We start from the raw sequence: 13,507 nt of genomic DNA, 5'->3' as shown, positions 1-13,507 counted from the left end.
CCCTATTCCCTGGGGCTGGGTTGCCCGCGATAGCGGTGTGTCAAGATGACCGCTATCGCCGGCAAGCCGGCTCCCACAGGTCTTGAGAAAGTCTGGGAGTCTTGCATGCACTTCGATCTGGCCGACCTGCGCCTGTTTATCCATATCGCCGAATCCCCCAGCCTGACCCAGGGCGCCAAGCGCGCGTTCCTCTCGCCGGCCGCCGCCAGTGCGCGGATCAAGGCCCTCGAAGGCCAGCTCGACACGCGCCTGCTGTACCGCGACAGCCGTGGCGTGGAAATCACCCCGGCCGGCGAGCGCTTGCTGCACCATGCACGGCTGATCATGCGCCAGGTCGACTACCTCAAGAGCGAATTCACCCAGTACGGCGTGGACTCGGCCGGGCACATCCGCATCTTCGCCAACACCACGGCGGTCACCGAATTCTTGCCGGAAGTGCTGGCGGGGTTCCTGTCGCAACGGCCCGGCGTGACCGTCGACCTGCAGGAGCGCCTGTCCCGCGACATCGTACGCGGCGTGCTCGATGGCACCAGCGACATGGGCATTATTGCCGGGCCTGTGGAAGCGGCGGGGTTGCAGGTGCTGCATTTCAGCACGGATGAATTGGTGTTGATGGTGCCGGTCGGCCACCCGCTGGCGGAGCAAGCCTCAGTCACGCTCGATCAGACCCTCGCCTACCAGCATATCGGCCTGCACGAAGGCAGCACCTTGCTGAGCTTCTTGCGCGAACACGTCGAGCGGCTGGGCAAGCATTTGTCGCTGCGCATCCAGGTCTCGAGCTTCGAGGCGATTTGCCGGATGGTCGAAGCCGGCGTGGGCATTGGCATTATTCCGGAGTCCGCCGCTGTGCGTCACAGCCGCACCATGCAATTGGTGGCGGTGAAGCTGGACGAACCCTGGGCGATTCGCGAGCGCAGCATCCTGGTGCGGGAGCTGGAGGCGTTGCCCGGTACCATTCGTGCGTTGATCGCCACGTTGATGCCGCAAAGCGCCTAAGCTGATCAGTCACCTTGCCAAAGGAGTCAGCCCATGCAGCTTGAAGGATCCTGCCATTGCGGCGCCGTGACGTTCAGCCTCGACAGCGCCCACCCCTACCCGTACCAGCGTTGCTACTGCTCGATCTGTCGCAAGACCCAGGGCGGTGGCGGTTATGCGATCAACCTCGCCGGCGATACCCAAAGCCTGAAGGTGCGCGGGCGCAAACTCATTTCGATCTACCACGCCAGGCTCAAGCCCGATGGCGCCAGCCGTGCCCACGCAAGCACTGCCGAACGGCACTTCTGTTCGCAATGCGGCAGCGCCTTGTGGTTGTTCAGCCCGGAGTGGCCGGCGTTGATCCACCCGTTTGCCTCGGCCATCGACACGCCCTTACCAGTGCCGCCGGAGCATACGCACCTGATGCTGGGGTCGAAGGCGCCGTGGGTGGAGGTCACGGTGCGCAAGGGTGACCTACAGTTCGATGAGTACCCCGAAGAGTCCATCGCCCAATGGCATGAACGTAACGGCCTGACCCGTTAACAGTCTTTGACAGTTTCTCGACAAAGCTGCCAAAGACCTCTGGGCATTGCGCCCCTAGCATTCGAGCATCCAAACCACCTGCCGGGTGCTCTTCATGCTTCGCACATTGCGCGGTATTCCGTTGCTCGGTTGCCTGTTGGGCAGCCTTGGCTGTCACGGGCAACCCCCTGCCCCGCCGCCGATCCCCAAGGGCGACTACAGCGCGATCATCCGCTACCTGCAAGCCCGGATTCCCCGCGACATGGCCCAGGCCAATGTGCCCGGCTTGTCGATTGCCCTGGTCAACGGCCAGGAGTTGATCTGGGCCCGTGGGTTCGGCATGGCCGACAAAGCCCTGGGCCTGCCGGTAACGCCGAACACCGCCTTCCGCGCCGGTGCGATCTCCAAGCTGCTCACCGCCAGCGCGGCCCTGCAACTGGTTGAACAGCAGCGGCTGGCACTGGATGCCCCGATCCAGCAGACCTTGCGCGAGTTCTATGTGCGCTCGCGCTTCCACACCGACCAGCAGGCCGCTGACCGTGACATCACCTTGCGGCGCCTGCTCAGCCATCAATCCGGCTTGCCCAGTGAGCACCTGCGCGACCTGCGCAATAGCTTCGCCATGGGGCAGATGCCCATGCGCGTGTCCGGCGTTTGGCTGAGCACACCGCCTGGCACGCAGGTGGCGTATTCCAACCTGGGTTATGCGCTGGTGGGCGCGGCCATCGAGCGCAGCAGTGGCAAGGACTTTGAAACCCAGCTGCAACACAGTCTGCTCAAGCCACTGGAGATGCACCACACGAGTTTTGTCGGCACCGCCGCGCAAGTAGGCTATCGCGCCCAGGGCTATCAGGAGGGCATCGCCAGCACCGATGCACAGGTGCGCGACCTGGCCGCCGGTGGCGTGTGGGCCAGCCCCAAGGACCTCAGCCATTACGTGCAGATGCTGTTCGCCGAAGGCCTGTACAAGGGCAATCGGGTGATGGCCCGTCGTTCCATCGATGAAATGTTCACCCAGCAGAACACCGGCAACGCCCTCGACTTCGATTGCCAGATCGGCCTGGCGTGGTTCCTGGCGCCGTGCGGTGACGAGCCGATCGGCCCTGGGATTCGCACCTACCAGCACAGCGGCGGCGGCGATGACTTTGCCGCGCAACTGACCGTGCTGCCCGACCAGCAACTGGCGGTGATCATCATGGCCAACGACAGCAATGCCGAAGACCTGGTCGCCACACTGGCCACCGACACCCTGCGCCTGATGCTCCAGGCCCATACCGGCGAGCCCGTGTGCAGCGACGACTGCCAGGCGCCCCGCCATGGGCTCAAGTTGCGCCAGGTGCCGGCCGCCATCGACCGCCAGCGCCTGGCCGGGTTCTACGCGACTGCCTGGGGCGTGTTCCGCATTCGCGATGACGCCAATCGGCTGCACGGCGAACTCGCCGGCTATGACTTCGAGCTGCTGCGTGACGATCACGGCTGGCTGCGTGCGCAAAAAAGGGTCCTGGGTTTCTGGCTCAAGGACCTCGGTGAGCTCGGCCGCATACAACTCGACGTGATCACCGTGCAAGGCCGGCAGATGCTCACCGCGCGCAGCCACGGGCAGCGCATCGCCATCGGTGAACGGATCCAGCCACCGCCGCTGCCCATGGCCTGGGCCGACACCGTCGGCACTTACCAAGTGCTCAACACCCATGAACCCGACGCGCCGTTGAGCGGCATCAGCGTGCGCCTGGAAGACGGCTTCCTGGTGATCCGCGGCCAACTGCATGACGAACCGCTGACCGACTACATCCTGCTGCCCGTGGACAACGCCCACGCCGTACTCGCCGGCAACGGCTATGGCCTGGGCGACACCGTCAGCCGCCAAGTCAACGGCCTGAGCGCCTCGGGCTACTCCTTCAAACGCACCCATCCACCCCTGAGTTTCTGACCCCCATGAAAACCCTGATGCCCTCCAAACACCTCTGCCTGTCCATCACCTCACTGTGCTTGATCGCAAGCGCCAACCCAGTGCTGGCCGAGGACTGGACCTACACCCTCAAGGCCGGCGTGGCCAACCTGCCACGCTACAGCGGCAGCGACGAGCGCATGACCGCGCCTATGGTCGGCGGCGCCGTCGTCAGCCCCTGGGGCATCTTCCTCGACACCGACAAAGGCCTGGGCTGGGGCTACGAAGGCAATGCCTTGAGCTTCAGTGCCTACGTCGGCGCCAGCGCCTCACGCAAGGACAAGAACGAGTCAATGCACGCCGGCTCCAAGCGCCTCAAGGGCATGGGCGAAATCAAGTCACGCCCGCAAGTGGGCGTGAGTGCCAGCTACAACCTCGGCGGCGCAATTGCCGGCGCCACCCTGGAACACGCACTCAAGGAAGATGACCACAAAGACAGTGGCAAGGCGTTCACCCATTTGGAACTGAGCCTGGGCACGAACCTTTACGAAGGCCGCTACGGCTCCGTGGATGCCAGCCTCAGCAGCCATTTTGGCGACCGCGACTACCTGCAGACCTGGTACGGCGTCACCACCGGCCAAGCCGCCCGCAGCCGCTTCAAAGCCTACAAGGCTGGCGCCGGCAACATCAGCAACGGCCTGAACCTGTCGTGGAGCCTGCCCATCAGCGAACACACCCAGTTCTCGACCTTGCTGGACGTGCAATACCTGGCGGACGAAGCCGGCAAGAGCCCCATCGTGGAGCGACGGTTACAGACGTCAGTGATGGGCGTTTTGGAATACACCTTCTGACCTGATAACCCAATCAAACACTGTAGGCGCTGGCTTGCCAGCGATAGCGGATAAACATTCACCCTGTCCTTGAATGAACGATCGCCATCGCTGGCAAGCCAGCTCCTACAAAAGCGCGTCCCCACCACGTACCCACCGCGTACCCACCGGTACCCACGATGCGAAGCGAGCCGCTCTTGATCTTGCTTTTGATCTTGATCCTAGGCGCCCCGTCAAACACGCTGGCCGGAATTCGACAGGGATTTGGGGGGTAAACCGGCAGGGATGCCGGTTTAGCCGCCCCGCGCCATGGATGGCGCGTGGCGGCGGCCCCCCAAATCACTGTCGGATTACGGGCACACCGAGCCTAGGCGAGGTGCCGAGTGTTGGGGCAAGAGCCCTTTGGTTACTTTGGGGCTCTTTTCCAAAGTGACCCGCCGTAAGGGCGGAACCATTAGCAGCCGTTACCCAAGTAACGGATATGTACCCGGTCAGATCCAACATCTAGGTCAGCAGTTAGGCCGCCATCGCCGGCAAGCCAGCTCCTACAGTTAGATCGCGGGGCAACAGTTAGAGCGTGGTCGGCAGTCAGGCGGCCTTCGCAGCAAGCCAGCTGCCTACAGTGACTCGGCATACGCCCAAGTCATCCGAAACGACGCCCCACCCCATTCCGAATCCAGCACCTGCACCTGGCCGCCATGCCACTGCGACACCCGCTGCACCAACGCCAAGCCCAGCCCAAAGCCACCCGTGCGACGATCACGGCTAGCGTCCAAACGCATAAAGGGCTGGAAGATCTTCGCACGGCCTTCCTCCGGCACACCCGGCCCGTCGTCACACACCCGCACTTCATAGCCACTGCCAAACTTGACCAACGACACTTCGACGCGGCGGTCGGCATAGCGAATAGCATTGCGCAACAGGTTGATCACCGCACGCGCCATAAAGCGCGGTTCGATCTGGATAAAATCCACCTCGCACGTGCGCAACGACAGCTGGATACCCGCCGCCTCCGCCTCCAGGGCCACGCTGCCAATCACACTGTCGAGCCAGCTGTGGGCCTCGATGCGCTCGCGGGTGACCTGGGTGGCGCCGCGCTCCAGGCTGGCGTAGGTGAGCAGTTCGGACACCATTTCTTCCAGCTCACCCAGGTCGGCATACATGTCGGCGATCAATTCGCCGCGCTGACGCGGGTCGGTTTGTTGCTTGAGCTGGTCGAGTTCGAACGACAGCCGCGCAATCGGCGTGCGCAGTTCGTGGGACACGGCATTGGTGAGTTCGCGCTGGTTGGCGATCAGGCTTTCGATGCGCTCGGCCATCTGGTTGAAGTGCCCAGCCAGCTCGCGCACGGTGGAGCGGCGTGGCAGCAGGATGCGCGAACTCAGGTCGTTGTCACCGAACCGTTGCGCCGCCAGGCGAATATGCTCCAAGTCACGCCAGTGCGGGCGCACCCAGAAATACAGCACGACCGCCAGGCTCAGCCCCAGCAGGCTGTAGGCCCACAGGTACAGCCATTTGGGTTCTTCGGGCAGCTTGATATTAAGCAGTTGCGGGCCGCCATCGATATTGGCGATGAACTCCATGAAGTCGCCGCGCACCACCAGTTGCCCAGTTGCCAGCAACTGTTGCTCACGTTGATCCAGGGCCAAGTCATCACGCTGGACCAGCTTCAGGCGCAGGCCGTAATGCGGTTGCAGCTCGCTCAGGCGCGCCTGGCGGGCATCGCCGAGCAAGGGCCGCAACTGTTCGACCAAGCCGTAGGCCGGCCCGCGCAAGGCTTCGCGGTTATAGGTTTCGTTGGCTTCGGGCAGTAACTCATCGAAGGTGTAGTTGACCAGCCAGATCGCCCCCGCCAGGCCCAGCGCCAGGATGATGTACAGGCGGATGTAGAGCCGCAGCATCTAGACCTCCCACGCGAACGGGTTGAACAGGTAGCCCTTGCCCCAGATGGTCTTGATGCACACCGGCTCGCGCGGGTTGTCGTTGAGTTTGCCGCGCAGCTTGCTGATGTACACATCGACGCTGCGGTTGAGGCCGTCGAATGCGATGCCGCGCATGCGATTGAGGATGTCATCGCGGGACAGGATCGTCCCCGAGTTGCTCGCCAACAGCCACAGCAACTCGAACTCCATGGTGGTGAGGTCGATGGTGTCCTCGCCCAGGCTGACCACCCGGCAACTGCGATCGATGGCCAGCCGCCCGAAGGCCAGCGACCCGCGCACGGTCGGCTCCGGGGCCTGGCGCCGTTGCAGGGCGCGCAGGCGGGCCAGCAGAACCGGCGGCTTGATCGGCTTGATCACATAGTCGTCGGCCCCGGACTCCAGGCCGAGGATATGGTCCAGGTCGTCTTCCTTGGCCGTGAGGATCACGATCGGCGTATCGGACACTGCGCGAATCCCTCGGCACACATGCAGGCCGCTCTGGCCGGGCAGCATCAGGTCGAGCACGACGATCTTCGGCTTGAAGTCCAGGAACGCGGCCAGGGCTTCGTCGCCCCGGTGCTCCACGCGCACCTCGAAACCATGCTGCGACAGGAAGTGCGCAATCAGCCCCGCCAGTTTTTCGTCGTCCTCAACGAGCAACACCTTGCCCAGCCCCAGGTTTTCCATAAGTTCTCAGTGTGCAGACGCGGATTGAAGAGCGGGCATTATAGGTGGCAAGCTGGGCAACTAAAGTAGCTGGCCAGCACCGGCCGACGAAGCTTCATGCTTTTAAGAGTTTTTAACAAATAACCTGCAATCTTTAACGCCATGTACAGGGAGTTGTATGCGCAAGGATTACCTGGCGTTTTTTGTTTCGCTGTTCCTGTCGCGGCTGGCGGACCAGATTCTGCTGTTTATCGTGCCGTTGATCGTATTCCAGACCACCCAGAGCGTTGCATGGGCCGGGCTGGCGTTCTTTGTCGAGTCGCTGCCCCGCTACCTGGCGTTCCCGGTGTGCGGCGCGTTGTGCGACAAGTTCGCGCCGGTGCGCATCCTGCATATCAGCCAGGTTTACCGCGCGCTGGCGTGTGTGCTGGCGGTCGCCTTGTATGGCGTGTTTGACGGTATCTATTGGATTGTGCTGCTCTCGGCCCTGTGCGGGGTGCTGACGACCCAGGGCATCATGGCGCGGGAAGTGCTGATGCCGCATATCTTCGAGCAGTACAGCTATGCCAAGACCCTCTCCTATTCGCAGATCGCCGACCAGAGCGGGCTGGTGCTGGGGCCCCTGGTGGCGGCGCTGATGCTTGAAGTATGGGCCTGGCACTGGGTAGTGCTGGGGGTGGCCGGGCTGTTCTTACTGGCAGACCAGGCGATGCGGATATGGCAACGCTCCAGCACGGTCAGCCTGGAGACCTTCGAGCAGCATCGGGATATCTGGCTGCGTCCGCTGAAGATTGCCTTTGGCCATATCCGCAGCCTGCCGGAGTTGAAACGGGTCATTACCTTGGCTGTGGGCGTGAACCTGATCATCGGCGTCACGCTGGCCACGTCTGCGGCGATGGTGACCGGCCAGTTTGCACAGGACAAGGACACCTACGCCCTGCTGCAGGCAGCCGGCGCACTGGTGACGATCGGGATTCTGTTTTACCTGGCGCGGGCGGGCCTGCCCTTGAAGGTGCTGGGCGGCGTGTCGTATTCGATGATCGGCGTGGGTGCAGTGATCATGGCGGTCAGCCCCGGCGTGTGGTTGTACGTTGTGGGTTTCCTGCTGGTCACCGGCTTTGACAAGATGTTCAACGTCTACCTGCGCAGCACCCGTCAGCGCGTGATCCCCGTGCAGGACTTTGGCAAGACCGTGGGCGTGATCACCCTGCTCAACAACCTGCCGCAACCCTTGGCAGGCCTGGCAGTTGCGCTGCTGGCGGCGCCGTTGGGCACGCAGTCGGTGATCCTGCTGCTGGCCGGAATCACCGCGTTGCTAGGCGTGGCCGTCGCCTCAGGCTGGCACGCCACTGTGAAAGCGGAACTCGATGTCGGGTGACTCGATCAGTTCCTGCTCCGCCGCCCTCACCCGCTCGATAACCTGGGCGATGTCCTTGGCCTCACCGTACTGGTACGCCAACTTCAGGTAGCCCTGGAAGTGCCGGGCCTCGCTTTTCAACAGGCCAAAGTAAAACTTGCCGAGTTCTTCGTCCAAATGCGGCACCAGCGCTTCGAAACGCTCGCAACTGCGCGCTTCGATAAAAGCGCCGACCACCAGGGTGTCTACCAGTTTCACCGGCTCGTGGCTGCGCACCACTTTACGCAAGCCGGAGGCATAACGCCCGGCGTGCAGTTGGCGCAGTTCGACCTTGCGCTTTTTCATCAGGCGCATGACTTGTTCATGGTGCACCAGCTCTTCGCGGGCCAGGCGCGACATCATGTTGATCAGGTCCACATGGCTGTAGTACTTGGCGATCAGGCTCAAGGCGGTGCTGGCGGCTTTGAATTCGCAGTTCTTGTGGTCGATCAGCAGGGTGTCCTGATCGGCCAGCGCGGCCTGGACCCAGGCATCAGGGGTGCGGCAACCGAGGAATTCGTGGATTTCTGGCAGGTTCATCGGGCTCACGGGCAAAAGGATCACAAAAGGCCGGCGATTATACCGACCCCGCCGCAGACCACCAGCCGCTGGCCTTGATGTGCATCAACATGACGGCTGCCGGGCAGCAACTATAGTTGTTCCAACCCCCGCCGTTTTGGAGATCCCGATCATGCAAGCCATCCGCAGCATCCTGGTGGTCATCGAGCCCGAGCATTCGGAAAGCCTGGCCCTCAAGCGTGCCAAGCTGATCGCCGGGGTCACCGGCGCGCACCTGCATTTGCTGGTCTGCGACAAGAAGCACGAGCACTCAGCGCTGTTGGCCCTGCTGAAGTCGGGCTTGCAGGAAGACGGCTACAGCGTCAGCACCGAGCAGGCGTGGAATGACAGCCTGCATGAAACCATAATCGACGTGCAGCAAGCCGAAGGCTGTGGGCTGGTGATCAAACAGCATTTTCCAGACAGCCCGCTGAAAAAAGCCCTGCTCACGCCCGCCGACTGGAAATTGCTGCGCTACTGCCCGACGGCAGTGCTGCTGGTGAAGACGGCGACGCCGTGGATGGGCGGCGTGATCCTCGCGGCGATCGATGTGGGCAACACCGATGGCGAGCACCGCTCACTGCACAATTCGATCATTGACCATGGCTTTGATATCGCCAGCCTGGCCAAGGCGCAGTTGCACGTGATCAGCGCCCATCCGTCGCCGATGTTGTCGGCAGCGGACCCGACGTTCCAGCTCAGGGAAACCATCGAGGCGCGCTACCGCGAGCAATGCAAGGCGTTCCAGGCCGAGTTCGATGTGGACGACTCGCACCTGCATATCGAGGAAGGCCCGGCGGACGTACTCATCCCCTTCGCGGCGCATAAGTGGCAGGCGGCGGTGACGATCATCGGCACCGTGGCGCGCACCGGCATTTCCGGGGCGCTGATCGGCAATACGGCGGAGGTGATACTGGATGCCGTGGAGAGTGACGTGCTGGTGCTCAAGCCACAGACGCTGATGGATCACCTGGAAGAACTGGCTACCAAGCCCTGACAGCAAACCTTCCGGCAATGAAGATCTCCCCCATTTGGATGTGTGTTGTTAGCCTGCAAACACATCCTTGAGGAAACCCGGCGCGATATAGCGCTGGTAATGCGCCTCGGACAGGATAAAGAACTCCCGATCAATGGCATCGCGCAGGTCCGGCAAGGGCCAGTCGCGGAACTCCGGGAGCAGCACCATGCCGTAGGCCTCCAGGTTATTGATCACCCGTGCCCCACGCGCGATCAACTGGTAGGCCCAGCAGTACTCGGACTGATGCGGCACGAAGCGGATCTTGCGCTGTTCCAGCTGGCCGCGCAGGGTCTTGGGGTCGAAAACCTCCAGTTTGCCGGCCATTACCTGCACCAACAGCTGCTCCAAGCGCAGCCAGACCGCACGTTTTTCCTCTTCGTTATAGCCATTCCACTGGATCACTTCGTGGTGGAAACGCTTGCAGCCACGGCACACGAGATCGCCATAGACCGTGGAGCACAGGCCGACGCAGGGGGTCTTGATGGTTTGGTTGGACATGGGCAACGGCACGCAAATCAGCGAAACAATGCGCCATGTTAGCCCTTTGTCTAACCTTCATCACCCTGCAAACTTGGCGAGGCAACTTACCTTTAGAAATTTTTTGCCGTAGAATCATCCGGCCTTGTAAGGCGCCAATAATCCGCTGGAAGCTGTTTTCAAAGCGTCACGAGCACAGTCGTTCCTTCAGAACGGTGTTGGCGATGGTCAATGACTCGGTAGGTCAATGCCCTCGCCAACCCTCATCAGCTCCGTTCTGCAGGCGTAAAACTTTGAAAGCAGCTTCTGTGAGGAATGCCGGCAGCGCTGGCTTTGCGGCCCAAAAAGCCCCCGAGCGCATGCGTGCCGTTCATTTCTGGATGAGCGTCCCGTGGGACCACTGATGAGGGTAATAACTGTGCTTGAAGCCTACCGCAAACATATCGAAGAGCGTGCAGCCCTGGGTATTGTTCCCCAGCCGCTTAACGCCGAACAAACCGCAGGCCTGGTCGAGCTGCTGAAAAATCCTCCGGCTGGCGAAGAAGAATTCCTCGTTGACCTGATCACCAACCGCATTCCACCAGGCGTTGACGAAGCTGCCTACGTCAAGGCCGGTTTCCTGTCTGCCCTGGCCAAGGGCGAAGCCACTTCCCCCCTGATCGACAAGAAACGCGCCGTTGAACTGCTTGGCACCATGCAAGGCGGCTACAACATCGTGACCCTGGTCGAGCTGCTGGACGACGCCACACTGGCACCTGTCGCCGCTGCCCAACTCAAGCACACCCTGCTGATGTTCGATGCGTTCCACGACGTGGCGGAAAAAGCCCGTAACGGCAACGAGCACGCCAAAGCCGTGATCCAGTCCTGGGCTGACGGCGAGTGGTTCCGCAACCGCCCTACCCTGGCTGACAAGATCAGCCTGCGCGTCTTCAAGGTCACTGGCGAAACCAACACCGACGACCTGTCCCCTGCTCCCGATGCCTGGTCCCGTCCTGACATCCCGCTGCACGCCCTGGCCATGCTGAAAATGGCCCGTGAAGGCATCGTGCCGGACGAGCAAGGCAAGACCGGCCCGATGAAGCAGATCGAAGAAATGCGCGGCCAAGGTTTCCCGATCGCCTACGTCGGTGACGTGGTCGGTACTGGTTCCTCGCGTAAATCCGCGACCAACTCTGTGCTGTGGTTCTTCGGCGACGACGTTCCGTACGTGCCGAACAAGCGCGCTGGCGGCTTCTGCTTCGGCAGCAAGATCGCTCCAATCTTCTACAACACCATGGAAGATGCGGGCGCACTGCCCATCGAGTTCGACGTCACCAACATGAACATGGGCGACGTGATCGACCTGTACCCGCACGCTGGCAAAGTCTGCAAGCACGGTACCGACGAAGTCATCACAACCTTCGAAATGAAGACCCCGGTGCTGTTGGACGAAGTCCGCGCCGGTGGCCGTATCCCGCTGATCATCGGTCGCGGCCTGACCGACAAGGCGCGTGCCGAACTGGGCCTGGGCCCTACCGACCTGTTCAAGCTGCCTGAAGCGCCTGTCGACACCGGCAAAGGCTTCACCCTGGCACAGAAAATGGTCGGCAAGGCGTGCGGTCTGCCAGAAGGCAAAGGCGTTCGTCCTGGCACCTACTGCGAACCGAAGATGACCACCGTCGGTTCCCAGGACACCACCGGTCCTATGACCCGTGATGAACTGAAAGACCTGGCGTGCCTGGGCTTCTCGACCGACCTGGTGATGCAGTCGTTCTGCCACACCGCGGCCTATCCAAAGCCGATCGACGTGACCACCCACCACACCCTGCCTGACTTCATCATGACTCGCGGCGGTGTATCGCTGCGTCCAGGCGACGGCATCATCCACAGCTGGCTGAACCGCATGCTGCTGCCGGATACCGTCGGCACCGGTGGTGACTCCCACACCCGTTTCCCGATGGGCATCTCGTTCCCGGCCGGTTCTGGCCTGGTCGCGTTCGCTGCAGCCACTGGCGTTATGCCATTGGACATGCCGGAATCGATCCTGGTGCGCTTCAAAGGCAAGATGAAACCTGGCATCACCCTGCGTGACCTGGTTCATGCCATTCCTTACTACGCGATCCAATCGGGTCTGCTGACTGTAGAGAAGAAAGGCAAGAAAAACGCCTTCTCCGGCCGCATCCTGGAAATCGAAGGCCTGAACGACCTGACGCTGGAACAGGCTTTCGAGCTGTCCGACGCCTCGGCTGAACGTTCGGCTGCCGGTTGCACCATCAAGCTGTCGAAAGAGTCGATCACCGAGTACCTGAACTCCAACATCACCCTGCTGCGGTGGATGATCGGTGAAGGTTACGGCGACCCACGCACCCTGGAACGTCGCGCCCAAGCGATGGAAGCCTGGGTCAAGAACCCTGAGCTGATGGAAGCCGATGCCGACGCGGAATACGCTGAAATCATCGAGATCGACCTGGCCGAGATCAACGAGCCGATCCTCTGCGCACCGAACGACCCGGACGATGCCCGTCTGCTGTCGAGCGTTGCCGGCGAGAAGATCGACGAAGTGTTCATTGGTTCGTGCATGACCAACATCGGTCACTTCCGCGCGGCCGGTAAGCTGCTGGAGCAGGTCAAGGGCCAGCTGCCAACTCGTCTGTGGCTGTCGCCGCCGACCAAGATGGACGCTCACCAGTTGACCGAGGAAGGCTACTACGGCATCTACGGCAAGGCTGGCGCGCGCATGGAAATGCCGGGCTGCTCGCTGTGCATGGGTAACCAGGCACGCGTAGAGCCGAACTCGACCGTGGTGTCGACGTCGACCCGTAACTTCCCTAACCGACTGGGTGACGGCGCTAACGTCTACCTGGCTTCGGCTGAGCTGGCGGCAGTGGCTTCTACCCTGGGTCGCCTGCCGACTGTCGAGGAGTACATGGGCTACGCGGCGAAACTGGACACCATGGCCAGTGACGTTTATCGCTACCTGAACTTCGACCAGATTGCTGAGTTCCGCAAGATCGCAGCTAGCGCCAACATTCCGGTGATTCAAGCCTAAGGTGTTGATGTGAAGAGGCGCCGCGTATCGTGAGGTACGCGGCGTTTTTTTATGCCTGGGATATGGGTGAGACTGGGTACATATCCGTTATTTGGGTAACGGCTGGTATTGGTTCCGCCCTTACGGCGGGTCACTTTTGGAAAAGAGCCCCAAAAGTAACCAAAAGGGCTCTTGCCCCAACACTCGGCACCTCGCTCACGCTCGGTGTGCCCGTAATCCGACAGTGA

The 13,507-nt window shown here is 61.8% G+C and carries 11 protein-coding genes; 7 read left to right on the top strand and 4 right to left on the bottom strand.

Translation table 11 applies throughout. From position 1 onward, the window contains the following. The first annotated feature begins 105 nt into the window (after positions 1-105). The 4 genes from AC0IYN_RS24235 to AC0IYN_RS24220 all read left to right on the top strand — a co-directional run bounded on the left by AC0IYN_RS24235 (position 106) and on the right by AC0IYN_RS24220 (position 4,236). A complete protein-coding gene (locus AC0IYN_RS24235; protein WP_406599253.1) occupies positions 106-996 on the top strand; it encodes a LysR family transcriptional regulator in 891 nt (296 codons plus the stop codon). A 33-nt stretch (positions 997-1,029) separates the two neighbouring features. Further along, positions 1,030-1,518 (top strand): GFA family protein, encoded by a 489-nt coding sequence (locus AC0IYN_RS24230; RefSeq protein ID WP_406599254.1) that lies wholly within the window; start codon positions 1,030-1,032, stop codon positions 1,516-1,518. A 94-nt stretch (positions 1,519-1,612) separates the two neighbouring features. Further along, positions 1,613-3,427: a serine hydrolase domain-containing protein gene (locus AC0IYN_RS24225; RefSeq protein ID WP_457267953.1), complete on the top strand. Its 1,815-nt coding sequence runs from the start codon at positions 1,613-1,615 to the stop codon at positions 3,425-3,427. 17 nt (positions 3,428-3,444) lie between these two features. Next, positions 3,445-4,236, top strand: coding sequence for a MipA/OmpV family protein (locus AC0IYN_RS24220; protein ID WP_457240242.1), 792 nt, complete (start codon positions 3,445-3,447; stop codon positions 4,234-4,236). Positions 4,237-4,832: 596 nt separating this feature from the next. Here the strand turns inward: AC0IYN_RS24220 and AC0IYN_RS24215 are convergent. Both AC0IYN_RS24215 and AC0IYN_RS24210 read right to left on the bottom strand, forming a co-directional pair. Continuing rightward, the gene (locus AC0IYN_RS24215; RefSeq protein ID WP_457240243.1) at positions 4,833-6,116 is read right to left on the bottom strand and encodes an ATP-binding protein; all 1,284 of its coding nucleotides are present in this window, start codon (positions 6,114-6,116) and stop codon (positions 4,833-4,835) included. Next, a complete protein-coding gene (locus AC0IYN_RS24210; protein WP_457240244.1) occupies positions 6,117-6,824 on the bottom strand; it encodes a winged helix-turn-helix domain-containing protein in 708 nt (235 codons plus the stop codon). It abuts the gene before it with no gap. 157 nt (positions 6,825-6,981) lie between these two features. Here AC0IYN_RS24210 and AC0IYN_RS24205 point away from each other — a divergent pair, with 157 nt between their 5' ends. Then, positions 6,982-8,181 carry an MFS transporter gene (locus AC0IYN_RS24205; protein WP_471843609.1) on the top strand — a complete coding sequence of 400 codons (1,200 nt, stop codon included), beginning with the start codon at positions 6,982-6,984 and terminating at the stop codon, positions 8,179-8,181. Here AC0IYN_RS24205 and AC0IYN_RS24200 read toward each other — a convergent pair. Continuing rightward, positions 8,137-8,739, bottom strand: coding sequence for a MiaE family protein (locus AC0IYN_RS24200; protein ID WP_457240246.1), 603 nt, complete (start codon positions 8,737-8,739; stop codon positions 8,137-8,139). The genes AC0IYN_RS24205 and AC0IYN_RS24200 overlap by 45 nt on opposite strands. 151 nt (positions 8,740-8,890) lie before the next feature. On the opposite strand from AC0IYN_RS24200, the gene AC0IYN_RS24195 reads away from it, so the two are divergent. Further along, the gene (locus AC0IYN_RS24195; RefSeq protein ID WP_457240247.1) at positions 8,891-9,754 is read left to right on the top strand and encodes a universal stress protein; all 864 of its coding nucleotides are present in this window, start codon (positions 8,891-8,893) and stop codon (positions 9,752-9,754) included. Positions 9,755-9,802: 48 nt separating this feature from the next. Here AC0IYN_RS24195 and AC0IYN_RS24190 read toward each other — a convergent pair whose 3' ends face one another. Next, the gene (locus tag AC0IYN_RS24190; protein WP_457248619.1) at positions 9,803-10,273 is read right to left on the bottom strand and encodes a DUF1289 domain-containing protein; all 471 of its coding nucleotides are present in this window, start codon (positions 10,271-10,273) and stop codon (positions 9,803-9,805) included. Between the two features lie 397 nt (positions 10,274-10,670). On the opposite strand from AC0IYN_RS24190, the gene acnB reads away from it, so the two are divergent. Then, on the top strand, positions 10,671-13,280 hold the full coding sequence (acnB, locus tag AC0IYN_RS24185) for a bifunctional aconitate hydratase 2/2-methylisocitrate dehydratase (protein ID WP_457240248.1): 2,610 nt from the start codon (positions 10,671-10,673) through the stop codon (positions 13,278-13,280). The last annotated feature ends 227 nt before the right edge of the window (positions 13,281-13,507 follow it).

The sequence above is a fragment of the Pseudomonas sp. AC112 genome (genome assembly GCF_979253545.1).
Note: the sequence above shows the minus strand (reverse complement) of the source record. Positions and strands in the feature narration are given on the sequence as shown.

Excerpts from the sequence above, each read along its gene's own strand:
- AC0IYN_RS24200 (WP_457240246.1), bottom strand. The coding sequence starts at position 8,739 with ATGAACCTGCCAGAAATCCACGAATTCCTCGGTTGCCGCACCCCTGAT.
- AC0IYN_RS24220 (WP_457240242.1), top strand. The coding sequence starts at position 3,445 with ATGCCCTCCAAACACCTCTGCCTGTCCATCACCTCACTGTGCTTGATC.
- AC0IYN_RS24205 (WP_471843609.1), top strand. The coding sequence starts at position 6,982 with ATGCGCAAGGATTACCTGGCGTTTTTTGTTTCGCTGTTCCTGTCGCGG.
- AC0IYN_RS24230 (WP_406599254.1), top strand. The coding sequence starts at position 1,030 with ATGCAGCTTGAAGGATCCTGCCATTGCGGCGCCGTGACGTTCAGCCTC.
- AC0IYN_RS24235 (WP_406599253.1), top strand. The coding sequence starts at position 106 with ATGCACTTCGATCTGGCCGACCTGCGCCTGTTTATCCATATCGCCGAA.
- AC0IYN_RS24215 (WP_457240243.1), bottom strand. The coding sequence starts at position 6,116 with ATGCTGCGGCTCTACATCCGCCTGTACATCATCCTGGCGCTGGGCCTG.
- AC0IYN_RS24225 (WP_457267953.1), top strand. The coding sequence starts at position 1,613 with ATGCTTCGCACATTGCGCGGTATTCCGTTGCTCGGTTGCCTGTTGGGC.
- AC0IYN_RS24190 (WP_457248619.1), bottom strand. The coding sequence starts at position 10,273 with ATGTCCAACCAAACCATCAAGACCCCCTGCGTCGGCCTGTGCTCCACG.
- AC0IYN_RS24195 (WP_457240247.1), top strand. The coding sequence starts at position 8,891 with ATGCAAGCCATCCGCAGCATCCTGGTGGTCATCGAGCCCGAGCATTCG.
- AC0IYN_RS24210 (WP_457240244.1), bottom strand. The coding sequence starts at position 6,824 with ATGGAAAACCTGGGGCTGGGCAAGGTGTTGCTCGTTGAGGACGACGAA.